Annotated in this window: 18 protein-coding genes and 1 tRNA gene; 12 read left to right on the forward strand and 7 right to left on the reverse strand. The window is 65.3% G+C overall.

The genetic code is table 11. The features are described 5' to 3' along the window. Positions 1–150: 150 nt before the first annotated feature. Both AVT10_RS10485 and AVT10_RS10490 read right to left on the reverse strand, forming a co-directional pair. Entirely contained in the window at positions 151–945 is a 795-nt protein-coding gene (locus AVT10_RS10485) for an aldo/keto reductase (RefSeq protein WP_066690724.1), read from the reverse strand. Positions 946–1,307: 362 nt separating this feature from the next. Beyond that, positions 1,308–3,671: a DNA translocase FtsK gene (locus tag AVT10_RS10490; protein WP_066690725.1), complete on the reverse strand. Its 2,364-nt coding sequence runs from the start codon at positions 3,669–3,671 to the stop codon at positions 1,308–1,310. Positions 3,672–3,803: 132 nt separating this feature from the next. Here AVT10_RS10490 and AVT10_RS10495 point away from each other — a divergent pair, with 132 nt between their 5' ends. Together AVT10_RS10495 and AVT10_RS10500 are read left to right on the forward strand one after the other, a co-directional pair. Continuing rightward, positions 3,804–5,021 (forward strand): UbiH/UbiF/VisC/COQ6 family ubiquinone biosynthesis hydroxylase, encoded by a 1,218-nt coding sequence (locus tag AVT10_RS10495; protein WP_066690726.1) that lies wholly within the window; start codon positions 3,804–3,806, stop codon positions 5,019–5,021. Then, positions 5,018–5,521 carry a hypothetical protein gene (locus AVT10_RS10500; RefSeq protein ID WP_198158555.1) on the forward strand — a complete coding sequence of 168 codons (504 nt, stop codon included), beginning with the start codon at positions 5,018–5,020 and terminating at the stop codon, positions 5,519–5,521. The genes AVT10_RS10495 and AVT10_RS10500 overlap by 4 nt, the downstream gene beginning before the upstream one ends. 10 nt (positions 5,522–5,531) lie before the next feature. On the opposite strand, the gene AVT10_RS10505 is transcribed toward AVT10_RS10500, so the two are convergent. The 5 genes from AVT10_RS10505 to AVT10_RS10525 are packed head-to-tail and all read right to left on the reverse strand — an operon-like array spanning position 5,532 to position 8,117. Continuing rightward, the gene (locus AVT10_RS10505) at positions 5,532–5,999 is read right to left on the reverse strand and encodes an NUDIX domain-containing protein (protein ID WP_066690737.1); all 468 of its coding nucleotides are present in this window, start codon (positions 5,997–5,999) and stop codon (positions 5,532–5,534) included. A 9-nt stretch (positions 6,000–6,008) separates the two neighbouring features. Beyond that, positions 6,009–6,416, reverse strand: coding sequence for a hypothetical protein (locus AVT10_RS10510; RefSeq protein WP_066690740.1), 408 nt, complete (start codon positions 6,414–6,416; stop codon positions 6,009–6,011). Further along, on the reverse strand, positions 6,413–6,598 hold the full coding sequence (locus tag AVT10_RS10515) for a Trm112 family protein (RefSeq protein WP_066690743.1): 186 nt from the start codon (positions 6,596–6,598) through the stop codon (positions 6,413–6,415). The genes AVT10_RS10510 and AVT10_RS10515 overlap by 4 nt, the downstream gene beginning before the upstream one ends. After that, positions 6,595–7,212, reverse strand: a complete 618-nt coding sequence (locus AVT10_RS10520) for an LON peptidase substrate-binding domain-containing protein (protein ID WP_066690753.1) — start codon at positions 7,210–7,212, stop codon at positions 6,595–6,597. Before AVT10_RS10520 ends, AVT10_RS10515 begins: the two co-directional genes overlap by 4 nt. After that, positions 7,209–8,117: a tetratricopeptide repeat protein gene (locus AVT10_RS10525; protein ID WP_420038504.1), complete on the reverse strand. Its 909-nt coding sequence runs from the start codon at positions 8,115–8,117 to the stop codon at positions 7,209–7,211. Before AVT10_RS10525 ends, AVT10_RS10520 begins: the two co-directional genes overlap by 4 nt. Before the next feature lie 146 nt (positions 8,118–8,263). On the opposite strand from AVT10_RS10525, the gene AVT10_RS10530 reads away from it, so the two are divergent. The 10 genes from AVT10_RS10530 (at position 8,264) to AVT10_RS10560 (ending at position 13,154) form a co-directional block, all read left to right on the forward strand. After that, positions 8,264–8,338, forward strand: a tRNA-Gly gene (locus AVT10_RS10530). 424 nt (positions 8,339–8,762) lie between these two features. After that, on the forward strand, positions 8,763–8,927 hold the full coding sequence (locus AVT10_RS18570) for a hypothetical protein (protein WP_165362082.1): 165 nt from the start codon (positions 8,763–8,765) through the stop codon (positions 8,925–8,927). A gap of 105 nt (positions 8,928–9,032) precedes the next feature. Next, positions 9,033–9,488, forward strand: a complete 456-nt coding sequence (locus AVT10_RS10540) for a hypothetical protein (protein ID WP_066117303.1) — start codon at positions 9,033–9,035, stop codon at positions 9,486–9,488. A gap of 403 nt (positions 9,489–9,891) precedes the next feature. Then, positions 9,892–10,209 carry a DUF736 domain-containing protein gene (locus AVT10_RS10545; RefSeq protein WP_066690759.1) on the forward strand — a complete coding sequence of 106 codons (318 nt, stop codon included), beginning with the start codon at positions 9,892–9,894 and terminating at the stop codon, positions 10,207–10,209. Between the two features lie 93 nt (positions 10,210–10,302). Continuing rightward, positions 10,303–10,521, forward strand: a complete 219-nt coding sequence (locus AVT10_RS10550; protein ID WP_066690762.1) for a helix-turn-helix domain-containing protein — start codon at positions 10,303–10,305, stop codon at positions 10,519–10,521. 226 nt (positions 10,522–10,747) lie between these two features. Beyond that, the gene (locus AVT10_RS10555; protein ID WP_066114778.1) at positions 10,748–11,011 is read left to right on the forward strand and encodes a DNA -binding domain-containing protein; all 264 of its coding nucleotides are present in this window, start codon (positions 10,748–10,750) and stop codon (positions 11,009–11,011) included. A gap of 135 nt (positions 11,012–11,146) precedes the next feature. Beyond that, entirely contained in the window at positions 11,147–11,344 is a 198-nt protein-coding gene (locus tag AVT10_RS17795; RefSeq protein ID WP_066114780.1) for a transcriptional regulator domain-containing protein, read from the forward strand. 97 nt (positions 11,345–11,441) lie between these two features. Then, positions 11,442–11,918 (forward strand): DUF2285 domain-containing protein, encoded by a 477-nt coding sequence (locus AVT10_RS17800; RefSeq protein ID WP_073976631.1) that lies wholly within the window; start codon positions 11,442–11,444, stop codon positions 11,916–11,918. Between the two features lie 118 nt (positions 11,919–12,036). After that, positions 12,037–12,288, forward strand: coding sequence for a helix-turn-helix transcriptional regulator (locus AVT10_RS17805; RefSeq protein WP_081097054.1), 252 nt, complete (start codon positions 12,037–12,039; stop codon positions 12,286–12,288). Further along, positions 12,288–13,154, forward strand: a complete 867-nt coding sequence (locus tag AVT10_RS10560) for a replication initiator protein A (RefSeq protein WP_066114784.1) — start codon at positions 12,288–12,290, stop codon at positions 13,152–13,154. Before AVT10_RS17805 ends, AVT10_RS10560 begins: the two co-directional genes overlap by 1 nt. Positions 13,155–13,168: the final 14 nt, after the last annotated feature.

Consider the following 13,168-nt stretch of genomic DNA (forward strand, 5'->3'; position numbering starts at 1 on the left):
CTAGCAATCCTCCCCGCCCGCGGGGAGGGGGACCGCTCGCGTCAGCGAGGGGTGGAAGGGGGGTGCGCCTCGCAACGCAACGGTCCCGTAATGCGGACACCCCCCTCCACCATCCTGCGGATGGTCCCCCTCCCCGTGCCGGGGAGGAGCTTAGAGCGTGTCGGGGTTCGGCCCCAACCGCCCGTCTTCGCGATCCATCGCGTCCAGCTTCGCCACCTGCTCCGGCGTCAACCGCACCGCCTGCGCCGCTAAATTCTCCTCGATCCGCGCCCGCGACGATGCCTTCGGGATCACGCCCAGCCCGGCCTGGATATGCCACGCGAGGATAACCTGCGCCGGGGTCGCGCCCGCCTCCTGTGCAATCGCGGTGATGGTCGGGTCGGCCAGCAGCGTGCCCTGCCCCAACGGCGACCAGCTTTGCGTGACGATGCCCAGCCGTTCGTGCGCGGCTCGCGCGGCGCGTTGCTGGAAGGTCGGATGCAGTTCGATCTGATTGAGCGCGGGTACCACGCCGGTCGCATCGACGATCCGGTCGAGATGGTCGGGCGAAAAGTTCGATACGCCGATCGACGCCACGCGTCCCTCTTCTCGCAACCGCACCAGCGCCTTCCACGTGTCGACATAGCGGTTCTCGGACGGCATCGGCCAGTGGATCAGGAACAGGTCGATCCGCGGCAGCTTCGCGGCGCTCGCGTCGAACGCTTTCAGGGCGTTGTCATAGCCCATGGCGTCGCGCCACAATTTGGTGGTGACGAAGACGTCGCTGCTCGCGGTCGCTTCGCCGACGCCGGCTTCGTTGCCGTAGAAGGCGGCGGTGTCGATCAAGCGATAGCCGGCATCGATCGCTTCACGCGACAGGCGGGAAGAGTCTTCTGCGGGGACCTTGTAGGTGCCGAAGCCGAGCGCGGGGATGGTGCGGCCGTCGTTGAGGGGGAGGTCGGTCATGGGGTGTCCGTGCAGTTGGGGCGTTCGGCTGCCAAAGGATGAAGGCGCGATACGTTCCCCTTTCCGTTCGTGCTGAGTAGGGGCTGAGCGAAGTCGAAGACCCGTATCGAAGCACTTGTCGCTCTCCTTCGATACGCCGCTTCGACAAGCTCAGCGGCTACTCAGGACGAATGGATGGACTTGGGGTAGAGGCGTTTCACTCCGCCCCCCGCCCCACCCCGGTTCGGTTCGAGCAGCTTCGAGCGAAGTCGAGAACCGTAGTCGAGAACGCCCCGCTTGAGGCAACGCCTTCTCGACTACGGTTCTCGACAGGCTCGAACCTGCGCTCGAAGCAAACGGAAGGGAGAAGGGGATGCCCCGAATTACCCCGTCGGCCGCCCGTCCGGGTCCATCAGTACCTCGCGCCGGCCGACATGGTCCGGCCGCGAGACCAGCCCTTCCTTCTCCATCCGCTCGATCAGCCGCGCCGCCGAGTTGTACCCGACGCGCAGCTGGCGCTGGAGCCAGCTGGTTGACGCCTTCTGGCTCTCCGCCACCAGCTGACATGCCTGGCGGAAGGTCTGTTCCTCCGGCGAATCGTCGCCGGTCGGCGCACCGTTGAGGCTGAAGCCGGCATCGCCCTCCGGCTCGTTGACCACTGCGTCGATATAATCGGGCGCGCCCTGCGAGCGCCAGAAGTCGGACACCGCCTGCACCTCGTCATCGCTGACGAACGGCCCGTGGACGCGGGCCAGCGCCTTGCCGCCCGGCATGTAGAGCATGTCGCCCCGGCCCAGCAGCTGTTCGGCGCCCTGTTCGCCCAGGATGGTGCGCGAATCGATCTTGGAAGTGACGTGGAAGCTGATGCGCGTCGGCAAATTGGCCTTGATGACGCCGGTGATGACGTCGACCGAGGGCCGCTGCGTCGCCATGATCAGGTGGATGCCCGCCGCGCGTGCCTTTTGTGCCAGGCGCTGGATCAGGAACTCGACTTCCTTGCCCGCGGTCATCATCAGGTCGGCCAACTCGTCGACGATCACCACGATCTGCGGCAGCGGCGTCAGGTCGAGCGTCTCTTCCTCATAGATCGGCGTGCCGGTGTCGGCGTCATAGCCGGTCTGCACCTTCCGGCCGAGCTTCTGCCCCTTGGCCAGCGAGGCGCGGACCTTGTCGTTGAAGCTGGCGAGGCTGCGGACGTTGATCGACGCCATCATGCGATAGCGGTCCTCCATCTGCTCGACCGCCCATTTCAGCGCGCGGACCGCCTTGGGCGGGTCGGTGACGACATCGGCGAGGAGGTGCGGGATGCCGCGATACATGCTGAGTTCCAGCATCTTCGGGTCGATCATGATCATGCGGCACTGGTCCGGGGTCAGCCGGTAGAGCAGCGACAGGATCATGCAGTTCAGCCCGACCGACTTGCCCGATCCCGTAGTACCGGCGACCAGCAGATGCGGCATGGGGGCCAAATCGGCGACGACCGGATCGCCGGCGATATTCTTGCCCAGCACGATGGGGAGCTGCGCATTCTGGTCGGCGAACGCCTGGCTGGCGATCAGTTCGCGCAACGACACCATTTCGCGCCGCTGGTTGGGCAGTTCGATGCCGATCACCGTGCGGCCGGGAATCGTCGCGACGCGGGCGGAGATCGCCGACATGTTGCGCGCGATATCGTCGGCCAGCTGGATCACGCGGCTGGCGCGGATGCCCGGTTCCGGCTCCAGTTCGTACATGGTGACGACCGGGCCGGGCGCGACCTTCACCACCTGCCCCTTCACGTTGAAGTCGTCGAGCACGCTTTCGAGCAGGCGCGAATTGCGCTCCAGCGCCGCCTTGTCGATCGCGGGGCCGGTCGATTCGGGCGGGGGGGCGAGCAGATCGATCGACGGCAGCGCGAAATTGTCGCGGCCCTCGCTGCTGGCGGGCTTCGGCGCGCTGGCGAGTGCGGGCGAGGCCGCACGCTCGGCGATGACCGGCGGGGCGCGGTCGTCTGCCTGTGCGACGCGGCGCGGCTGCGGCCGGGCGGGAACGTCGTCGTCCTCCTCGTCATCGGCGAGCAGCGGCGCGCGGGGCGCCGGGTCGAACGGTAGGTCGTCGTCCTCGACCAGCACGTCGCCCTCGTCCGCGCCGACGCGGGCGCGGCGTTCGAACTTCGGCATGCGGAAGGTGCCGTCGGGAATGTCGATCGTCAGCCCCTTGGCCCAGCGCCACACGCCGAACAGCCCGGTGGCCAGCGCCACGACGCGGATCGTCCACAGCTCCGCCACCGGCACGCCGATCAGGTGGATCAGGCCCTGCACCGCCTGCGCGATGCTCCATCCGATCACCCCGCCATAGCCGGCGGGCAGCGACAGGATCGCCTCGCCCGACACGAACGCCAGCATGGTGCCCATGGCGAGCACGCCGATCAGGCAGTCGCGCACCATGCGCGGCCATGGTCCCACCGGCACATCGCGCCACAGCCGGACGCTGACGATCAGCCCCAGCGGCAGCAGCATCGCTACGGCCACACCGAACAGGGTGAGCAGCAGGTCGGCCAGCATCGCGCCGCCCGACCCCAGCTTGTTCGCGACCGGCCCGCCCGCCGCCGTGCTGAACGAGGGGTCGGCCGGCGAATAGCTGGCAAGCGCGACGGCGATCACGATCATGGCGACGAACAGCAACGTCGCGCCGATCATCGCCCCGCTGCGCTTCGCACCCGCCTTCATCGCGTCGCGCCACAACATCGGCTGCGCGTTGGTCGCCATTCGTTCCACCCTTGTTCGATACTGCCCCGATGTGCGCCGCGCGGGGCCACGCCGTCAAGGCGGCGTTGCGGTGCGCCGCGCCAGACCCTAAGTCCACTCGGACGAAACGACTTTACGGATGGGACGGGTTTCATGGCACAGGCGGACGTCATCATCCTGGGCGGCGGGCTGGTCGGCAGCACGCTGGGCGTGGCGCTGGGCGTCCACGGGCTGACCTCGATCATCCTCGATCCGGCCGATCCGGCGGTGACGCTGGCGCCGGGCTTCGACGGGCGTGCCTCCGCCATCGCCAGCGCGACGCACCGCATGTTCGAAGCGATCGGCATCGCGCCGGGGCTGGGCGACGAAGGCTGCCCGATCGCGGCGATTCGCGCGACCGACGGGCTGGCACCGGGCAAGCTCGATTTCATCCCCGACGCCGCCGACGATCCGGTCGGCGTGATGTACGAAAACAAGCGGTTGCGGCAGGCGATCTACGACGCCGCCGTCGCGTCGCCCCATGTCGACCTGCGGTACAAGGATCGCGCGATCGACGTCCGACGCGAAGCGCATGGCGTGACGGTGACGACCGCCGGCGGCGATACGCTCACCGCGCCGCTGCTGATCGCCGCCGAAGGCCGCAATTCGCCGACGCGCGAGGCGGCGGGCATCCGCGTCGCGCGCTGGAGCTACGACCATGCCGCGATCATCACGACGCTGGGTCACGAAGTGCCGCACGAGAATATCGCGTACGAGATCTTCTACCCCGCCGGCCCGTTCGCGATCCTGCCGCTGAAGGATGATGCGCACGGCCATCGCTCGGCGATCGTGTGGACGGTCGATGCGAAGGATCGGCCGGCAATGCTGAAGCTGTCCGACCGCGCCTTCCTTGCCGAAGCATCGAAGAAGATGGGCGGGTTCCTGGGCCAGCTGTCGAACCTGTCGGCACGGTCGAGCTATCCCCTGGGCTTCCACCATGCCGCCAGGATCACCGCCGACCGGCTGGTGCTGGTCGGTGACGCCGCGCATGGCATCCATCCGATTGCCGGACAGGGGCTGAACCTCGGCCTGCGCGACGTGGCGGCGCTGACCGAGGTGCTGGTCGAGGGCAAGCGCACCGGGCTGGACCTCGGCGATCCCTATCTGCTGGAGCGCTACCAACGGTGGCGCGGGCTGGACACCTTCGCGGTGGCGCTGGCGACCGACGGGCTGACCCGCCTGTTCGGCATTCCCGGCAAGACGGCGAGTGCGGTGCGGCGCTTCGGCCTGTCGGCGGTCGATTCGATCCCGCCGCTGAAAGCCGCGTTCATGGCCGAAGCGCGCGGCGAGACGGGCAAGCTGCCCAAGCTGTTGCAGGGCATCCCCGCGTGACCCTGTCCGCCGTCCAGCGCGGGGTCGCGCGCGGGATGGCGGGTGCAGCGGGGGTCGGCATCGTCGCGCTGCTGGCGGCGTTCCGGTTCGATCCGGGCCATGTCCTGGCGGACCGCTTGCGAATATTGGCGGTCACCCTCGCCGTTGTCGGACTGTGGAGTGTCGCGGCGATCGGCAACGTCGCGCGCATCCGGTTCCTTTCAACCCTGTCGATAGACGGCGGCGATGCCGATCCCGCGGTGGCCCATGGTCGCGCCATCGCGCAGAACACGCTGGAACAGTCGGTGTTGGCGGCGATCGCCTATGCCGCATTGACGCTCGCCACCGATCGGTCGGCCGTGCCGATCGCGGTGCTGGCCTTGTGCTTTTCGGTCGGGCGCGCAGGCTTCTGGGCCGGGTATCGTAGGGGAGCCGCCGCCCGCGCCTTCGGCTTCGCGTTGACCTTCTACCCGACCGTGCTGGCGCTGCTCGCCGCGCTGGTCCTCGCGATCCGGGGGTAGCGGTCCCCCGCTACCATGCACCGCTGCCGGTCGCACCGTCCCGAAACTCCCCAATCCGCCGCCGCGTCGCCGGCGTCGTGCTTTCGGGCAGCGCGTCGAGCGCGAACCACCCGACTTCGGCGACTTCCAGCGCATCCGCGCCGTGCAGCGCGTCGCTCCCCGCCCGCGCGACATAGACGACGACATGATCGTCCTTGCCCTCACGCCGGTTGTGATAGACGCCCAGCACCCGCTCGACCGTCGCACCGGTGACCGCCACCTCCTCCGCCAGTTCGCGGTGCAGCGCTTGGGTGACGCCCTCCCCCTTCTTCACGCCGCCGCCGGGCAGATACCAGCCGTCGATATAAGTATGCCGCACCAGTGCGACCCGGGCACCGGCGGGATCGAGCAGCACCGCACGCACCCCGATCGTCCGGGGCCGGGTGACTCGCCAGACGATCCGCGCCGCGCGCCCCAGCAAGCGATGCAGCAGCGCCATGCCCTGCCCTCAAGCCGACCCGTCGCGGGTCGCCTCGGCCGTCTCCTCCACCGCCACCGGCTCGGTCGCGGGGCGGATCATCAGGAAGCTGCCCGACCAGACGCCGGGTATGTCCCACCGCCCGCTGATCTCGCAGCCATCGTCGCTCAGCACGCCGGCATAGACGACCATGTCGCCATAGCCCTCCGTCCCGCGATCGTCGTAGAATTTGCTAAAGCGCACGCTGGCCCCGTCGCGGTGCCCGTCGATCGCCGCAGCGATCAGCGCGCCGGGGGGCACCGAATGCAGGTCGGGTTCATGGATCGTGCCGACGATCGACCCGCCCAGATCGGCGATATCGGCCTCGAACGCCGTCGGCGGGTTGGTGTGCGGATAGTTGAAGATACCGCTCCACTTGCCCGTCAGGTCGCGGCTCACAGCGGCCGTGCCGCTTCGACCAGCAGCACCGGCACGCCGTCGCGAATCGGAAAGGCGAGGCCGGCGGCATCGGAGACCAGTTCGCCCGCCTGCGCATCATGCGTCAGCGGCGTGCGCGTCACCGGACAGACCAGGATCGACAACAGCCACGGGTCGATCGCCTTTTCCTGCGTTTGCGTCATTGCAGCGTCGCCTCTTCGTCATCGCCATGCCGACCGAAGAATTGCATGAGTTGCACGATCAGTTCCGCCCGCGCCGACAGTTCGTCGACTTCGAGCAACGCCTGTTTCGCCGCCACGTCGAACGGTGCGATCTGCGCGATGCCGTTGACCAGGCTTTCGTCGTCCAGCCGCCCGACCGATTCCCAGTCGACCGCATAGCCCAGCCGGTCGGCGAAGCGCCGCGATTCGATTTCCAGCGACGCACGCTCGGCCAGCCCCAGCGTGGTATCGCCGATCACCGGCAGCACCTCCGCCTCCACCTGTCGAAACGCGGTGGTCACGTCGAGTTCGCGCACCACGCGGAAACGCGACAGCCCGCGCAGCACGATGTCGTAACGGCCATCGGCATGCGCCTCGACATCGACGATCTGCCCGATGCAGCCGATATCGAACAGCGGCGGCCTGTCCGTGTCGCCGCCGACCGGGCGCGGCTGGATCATGCCGATGCGCCGGTCGCGCGCCAGCGCGTCCGACACCATTGCCCGGTAGCGCGGCTCGAAGATGTGCAGCGGCAAATGCATGTTCGGAAACAGCAGCGCCCCCGCCAGCGGGAAGACGGAGACGCGGCCGCTCATCCGAACAGGATCGCCGAGAGCTTGCGCCGCTGCTGCGACACCCACGGGTCCTCCAGCCCGACCGCCTCGAACAGCTTGAGCAGCTGCTGCCGCGCGGCATCGTCGTTCCACGCCCGGTCGGCGGCGACGATCTTCAGCAGCGATTCGGCGGCACCGTTGCGGTCGCCCGCCGCCATCTGCCCGCCGGCCAGCCGGAAGCGCGCATCGTGATCGTCCGGGTTCGCCTCCACCTCGGCCTTCAGCGCGGCGAGATCGTCGACCGGCTGCGCATCGCGGGCGAGCGCCAGCGCGGCGCGGACCTGTTCGATGCCCGGCTGCTTCGCGGCATCGTCGGACAGCGCGTCCAGCGCCGCCTGCGCCGCGTCATGCTCGCCCAGCGCCATCAGCGCCCGGACCCGGCCAGCGGCGACGGCGGCGTTCTCCGGCACCATTTCGGCAATCTGGTCGAAGATCGACAGCGCGCGCGCCCCGTCGCCCTCGCCCAGCGCCGCATCGCCCATCGCGATCAGCGGTTCGATATCCGGCCCGGCCGCTGCACCCGGCTGCACCGGCAGCTGGCGCAGCAGCTGGTCGAGCATCTGCTTGAGCTGGCTTTCGGTGCGGGCAGAGGTCAGGTCGGCGACCAGCTGCCCCTGGAACATCGCATAGACGGTCGGGATCGACCGGATCTGGAATTGCGAGGCGATGAACTGATTCTTGTCGGTGTCGATCTTGGCCAGCACCACGCCCTTGTCGGCATAGGCCTCCGCCACCTTTTCGAGGATCGGGGTCAGCGCCTTGCACGGCCCGCACCATTCCGCCCAGAAATCGATGATGACGAGGCTGGTCATCGATGGTTCGACGACGTCGCGGCGGAACGCTTCCACGGCATCCTTTTCCGGGGCGGTCAGTCCTAGCGTGGCCAAGCGTCGATTCCTTATCCTGTGACAGCCGCCCCTATGTGGGCATCACAGGCAAAACAGAAAAGAGTTCATTTAGGGGTTGCGCGACCCGAAACCCCCGTCTAATAGCCCGCCTCACCCCAGCCGGTCCGCCGGTTCGGAACGCCAGAGCGGGCGTAGCTCAGGGGTAGAGCACAACCTTGCCAAGGTTGGGGTCGAGGGTTCGAATCCCTTCGCCCGCTCCAGTTTTCTCCCAGAAAACCAATTGTTTGAACCTCGCGAAGCTCGCGAGGGCTTGGTGACAACAGTCAATTCCCCCGGGATTGTCACCACATTGTCACCAGTGCAATTCCAGCTTGGGACAATTCAGGCGTGCTCACGTCCCAGCCAGCCCAATCAATAACATCGATAATCACACGACCGGTGGTCGGGACAGGCCAATCTTGTTGGGGCGCCGGTTACGCGAATTGCCTGCACCCGGGCATGACCAACCACTCGCATTAGCCGCTGATCCCTGGGCTCGAAGCCTGTCCTCCTTCAATCAACCCGTGAAGGGTCCGCTACGCTAGCGCGTGCGGCCGCAGCCGAGCCGCGGTGATTGCGGCCAGCCCCCGGCCCTTGGGGCGACTGTCGAGCGGGGTGGTCCCGCTCCTCGACAGGAGCCGCATCATGCCACTTGCAACCGCACAATCACTTGGCTTGAACCTTTCCCGGACGCTGATGACGGTTATCGTCCTGATCAAGACCGGTCAGGGCTATTTTGTCATCCCTGCCGACGAATTTGACGGCGACCCCGATCAGGTCGTGCGCGAATATGACCCTTTCGCCCGCTGACTTCAGGGACACTCGGACGTTTCGAACCGAGATTCATTGTGCTAATCTTGCCGCGCAGATTGCGCTGAGGTGGTGGTGGCGAGCGCGTCCAGACAAGGGACGCCTATGACCATTCTTCTCATCCTCGGGAGCATCGCCGGCCTTTACATGCTCTCGCTCCTGTTCCGGCTCGCCAGCCTGGCGCTGCCAGTCTACGTCGCCATCGGTACGAGCTTTGCCCTGCTTCGCGGCGCGCACGGTTATCCTGCGGCAATTCTGACTGGCTTTTTCGCTGGAATCGCTACCCTGCTTATCGGCCGATTTCTGATCGCCTATATCCGATCACCCTCGGTTCGGCTTGGAATTGCGCTGCTCTTTGCGGTGCCGGCCGCCTTCGCCGGCTATCAAGCTGCCCACGGCCTGGCTTCACTAGCGACGAGCAGCGATCCCGCATTGGCGATTCTCGGAACGATCGCGGCTGTCGCCACATCCATCTCCGCCTGGCGAAACGTAATGAGTGGCAGCGATCTGTTCGACATGGCCTCAGCTACCGACCGATCAGATGGAAGCTATCCCCGATAGCGCTGCATTCGTCGGAAACGAATAGCAGGACGGCGTGGTCAGGGCGATTGCCTCCTGCAGCGTCATCGACTGACCAGGTTCGAGCTTCCTCTGGACCGGCCCTCCCGACGATTGACCTCGCGAACTGCGCACCGGGCTTCATTTCCAGACGGACAGCTCTAGGACGGCCTCCTTCGATCCGCGCCTATGTCAGCAAGATGCTACGCTTGGCAGGCTTGCCGCAACGGTGTGTTTCGGACTTTCTTCCCCCGGCGTTCCGCCGTTCCTCGCGAGACAAGAAAGACCGATCACCCCGTCCTTCGCTGACGCTGCGGGCTGACGCTGCGGCGCCTGCCACTGGCTGACCTTCATCCGCGCATCGAGGCCGCACTGGAGCGGTCCGACCAACGGAAAGGAAATACCCATGGCAAAGATCGGCAATTTCAAGAAGGTCTCGGGAGAATTCCGTGGCCAGATCGCCACTCTCGCACTGCAGGCCAAGTCGGTCCGTATCGCAGCAGAAGAAGGCGCCAGCTCGAATGCTCCCAGCCACCGCGTATTTGTCGGCGACGTCGAAATCGGCGCGGCATGGGAAAAGCGCACCCAGGATGACCGGCACTACCTCTCGATCAAGCTCGATGATCCGAGCTTCGTAGCCCCCATCTTCGCCCAGCTCTTCGAAGCTGAAGACGGCAGCTACGATCTGGTCTGGAACCGCCCCGCACGACGCAGCGAAAGCTGACCCGGCCAAGTCATCGCCCGGGCAACACCGGGCGATGACGAATCCCTAGTATATTGGGTGGCAGTATATTAGGGTTCCGCCGACCCACGGAGCATGAAGCTTCGGGAGATTTTTGCGACGAATTTAAGGCGAATGCGTCACGCCAGTGGGCTTTCGCAGGAGGAATTGGCGCATCGTGCTGGGCTCAACCGCAACTATGTCGGCCTGCTTGAACGCGCAGCAAATTCGCCCACGCTCGACACGGTTGAACGACTGGCAGAGGAACTTGTCGTCGATCCGGCCCGATTCTTCGACAAGACTCGCGAACAGTGACCGCACAATAGCGCCCGTTCGCAGATTCGACGTTCCAACTTTACAATTTTTCAACGACAGAAAGCAGAAGCTTGTTCTTCGCAAGTGGTTGCGCAACCACAATCCGTCTCAGCTTATGCGGGAAAGCGCATAATGCCCTACGGATTTAGGGGGAAATGTGGCCTGCTTCACCACTCGTGTTGCGGCGTTAACGCGACTATTATGGCTCCACACTTAGGAGGGACCCATGTCGGCTCCTGACTTCGAAGATCAACCACCGCAGATGGACCGGCTAAGCGCTTATGACGAGCGCCACCTCGTGACCTATTTGCGTCTGCTGGACGCCGAAAAAGAGGGTGCGCACTGGGAAGAGGCGGTAGCGATCATCTTCGCCATCGATCCCAAAAAGGAGCCCGAGCGGGCCAAGCTGGTTTACGACGGCCACCTCGCTCGTGCCAAATGGATGACACAGAGCGGATACCGTCATTTGCTGGATCCTCGCACAAACTAAACTCCCGACTTTCCACGATTGTGGCGCAATCGATTGTGCATTTCGCGCTGATAGCGTGCCACTGACTCCGGCACTTCTCGGAGCTTGCCGGTAACATGATCGTCCGACTCCAAAAAACCTCACAGGAGAGCTGTGATGGAAGAGAAGCCCGACTGGCGTTCGGAGAGTTACGCCAAAGCCTTTGAAGCACACGACCGTGCGGACTTCGCGCAGGAATTCCTGCGCCGCAATCCCGATTATCGTGCCCAATATGCTCGTGCCATCGACGCAGCGCCCATAGCGCGCAAACGTCTGGCCAAGCACTGGGGGTTGGTCTTTCGCGGCCGACCCTGAACATACCGCCACGCAAAGCCCCGCCATCTGGGACCCTTTCGCATCCGCTACAATCATCCGGCTGCAACCGGATCCAGCCACGACCGGCAGCTTCAATATGCTTTCCGCTGGCAAAGGTGCGACGGTCATCGCCAGCCATATTGCTGATCAAGCATCACATCTGGTGCTGACGTCTAGCGGACGACGCTATCGCTTGACCGTCCCAACAGGAGCATCCGACACTGACCCGCTCACCTATATGCTGCCTGCGGACACGTTCTGGGAACTGCGCCGGGCTGCCATGTCAGCTTTCCATGAGCATATTCACTTTGGTCGGCTGCGTCCGCGACCAGTTTCTCTCGACCCTGGGCCATCCGAACGCTGGCGTTTGGTGCAATGGTTGAGGTTGCTCGATGCCTTGCCTGAAGGTGTCAGCGCACGCGAACTCGCAGTTGACCTGATTGCCAACGACGCGCGCCACTACTCCGCAGCTGAATGGGATAGCTCAAGCGAGCGCAAGCGGATTGCACGCTGGCACCGCCACGCGCTCGCAGTCCGCGACGGCGGCTACCGCCGCCTGCTGAACGGCAACTGATCGGGACAATCCAGACCGTCGCGGTATGTCCGTTCACCCAATCCCCTGAAAATCCGATCTCTCGCCTCCTGCTCGCCGGTCAATCCCCGTGTGTCCGGCACTTCACAGGAGGACAGTCATGGATGGAGAATTTGTACCCGTCGTTCCGCGCTACGTTCGAACACCAGACGCTGCCGTTCACCTTGGGCTTTCCGCTCGCACGCTGGAGAAGCATCGGTGCTATGGGACAGGGCCCGCCTTTCATAAGCTGGGGCGCCGGATCGTCTATGCCATCGCAGACCTCGACGCCTGGGCACAGAATGGACGCCGGAATTCGACGTCGGACCCCGGAAAAGGCATCTGTCTCTCCGCTCGACCGGTGCGGCGCTGATGCGGCCCTTTGCGCCCGCCACGCAACTGGAGCTGTTCCGGCCGATCGGCGGCGATATCGCCGCGCGGGACGCACAGGATCTCATGGCGTGGCCCTTTTTCAGCCTCGCCAAATCGCGCCGCTGCACACCAATCGATTTCACGATGGGCGCGACGTGGATTTCGGTCGAGGCCGTGCCGGAGCATGGCATGGCGACCATCTGGGACGCCGACATCCTGATCTGGGCGGCTAGCCAACTCGTCGAGGCCCGCGATGCAGGAAGACCCACGTCACGCCTTGTTGCAGCTCGACCGCACGAAATCCTGAATTTCATCGGGCGCGGGACTGGCAAAGACCATTATGAGCGGCTGCGCGCGGCACTTGACCGACTGCAATCCACCACCGTTGCGACCTCAATCCGGCAACAGCACCAACGTCGCCGTCACCGTTTCTCCTGGATCAACGAATGGCGGGAAACACTGGACGATCGTGGCCGGGCGACCGGCATCGAGATGATCCTGCCTGACTGGTTCTATGAAGGCGTGCTGGACAGAGGGCTGATCCTGACCATCGACCGGGCCTATTTCAGCCTGACTGGCGGCGTCGAGCGCTGGCTTTACCGGATTGTGCGCAAGCATGGCGGCCATCAGCGCGGTGGCTGGAGCTTCGACGTTCCACACCTGCATCTCAAATCAGGCGTGCTCTCGCCGCTCAAGCAATTCGCGTTCGAGCTGCGCAAGATCGTCCGGCAGCAGTCGCTTCCGGGCTACCATTTGAGCCTCGAGCACAGCTTCGGCCGCGAGCGGCTGATTTTCAAACCCATTCCCGTCGACTCGTTCGTCGCTGCGGCCCGGCGCGTTGGCTTGCCTGTGGAGAAGTTGCCATGACGCTCGGCCTATCG

This window comes from Sphingomonas hankookensis, from assembly GCF_001619955.1.
Lineage (GTDB): Bacteria > Pseudomonadota > Alphaproteobacteria > Sphingomonadales > Sphingomonadaceae > Sphingomonas > Sphingomonas hankookensis_A.

Bases quoted from the DNA above. Each gene is read 5' to 3' on its own strand.
- AVT10_RS17805 (WP_081097054.1), top strand. From the start codon at position 12,037: ATGGATGGAGAATTTGTACCCGTCGTTCCGCGCTACGTTCGAACACCA.
- AVT10_RS10555 (WP_066114778.1), top strand. From the start codon at position 10,748: ATGTCGGCTCCTGACTTCGAAGATCAACCACCGCAGATGGACCGGCTA.
- AVT10_RS18570 (WP_165362082.1), top strand. From the start codon at position 8,763: ATGCCACTTGCAACCGCACAATCACTTGGCTTGAACCTTTCCCGGACG.
- AVT10_RS10515 (WP_066690743.1), bottom strand. From the start codon at position 6,598: ATGACGCAAACGCAGGAAAAGGCGATCGACCCGTGGCTGTTGTCGATC.
- AVT10_RS10495 (WP_066690726.1), top strand. From the start codon at position 3,804: ATGGCACAGGCGGACGTCATCATCCTGGGCGGCGGGCTGGTCGGCAGC.
- AVT10_RS10540 (WP_066117303.1), top strand. From the start codon at position 9,033: ATGACCATTCTTCTCATCCTCGGGAGCATCGCCGGCCTTTACATGCTC.
- AVT10_RS10545 (WP_066690759.1), top strand. From the start codon at position 9,892: ATGGCAAAGATCGGCAATTTCAAGAAGGTCTCGGGAGAATTCCGTGGC.
- AVT10_RS10505 (WP_066690737.1), bottom strand. From the start codon at position 5,999: ATGGCGCTGCTGCATCGCTTGCTGGGGCGCGCGGCGCGGATCGTCTGG.
- AVT10_RS10550 (WP_066690762.1), top strand. From the start codon at position 10,303: ATGAAGCTTCGGGAGATTTTTGCGACGAATTTAAGGCGAATGCGTCAC.
- AVT10_RS17800 (WP_073976631.1), top strand. From the start codon at position 11,442: ATGCTTTCCGCTGGCAAAGGTGCGACGGTCATCGCCAGCCATATTGCT.
- AVT10_RS10560 (WP_066114784.1), top strand. From the start codon at position 12,288: ATGCGGCCCTTTGCGCCCGCCACGCAACTGGAGCTGTTCCGGCCGATC.
- AVT10_RS10520 (WP_066690753.1), bottom strand. From the start codon at position 7,212: ATGAGCGGCCGCGTCTCCGTCTTCCCGCTGGCGGGGGCGCTGCTGTTT.
- AVT10_RS17795 (WP_066114780.1), top strand. From the start codon at position 11,147: ATGGAAGAGAAGCCCGACTGGCGTTCGGAGAGTTACGCCAAAGCCTTT.
- AVT10_RS10490 (WP_066690725.1), bottom strand. From the start codon at position 3,671: ATGGCGACCAACGCGCAGCCGATGTTGTGGCGCGACGCGATGAAGGCG.
- AVT10_RS10485 (WP_066690724.1), bottom strand. From the start codon at position 945: ATGACCGACCTCCCCCTCAACGACGGCCGCACCATCCCCGCGCTCGGC.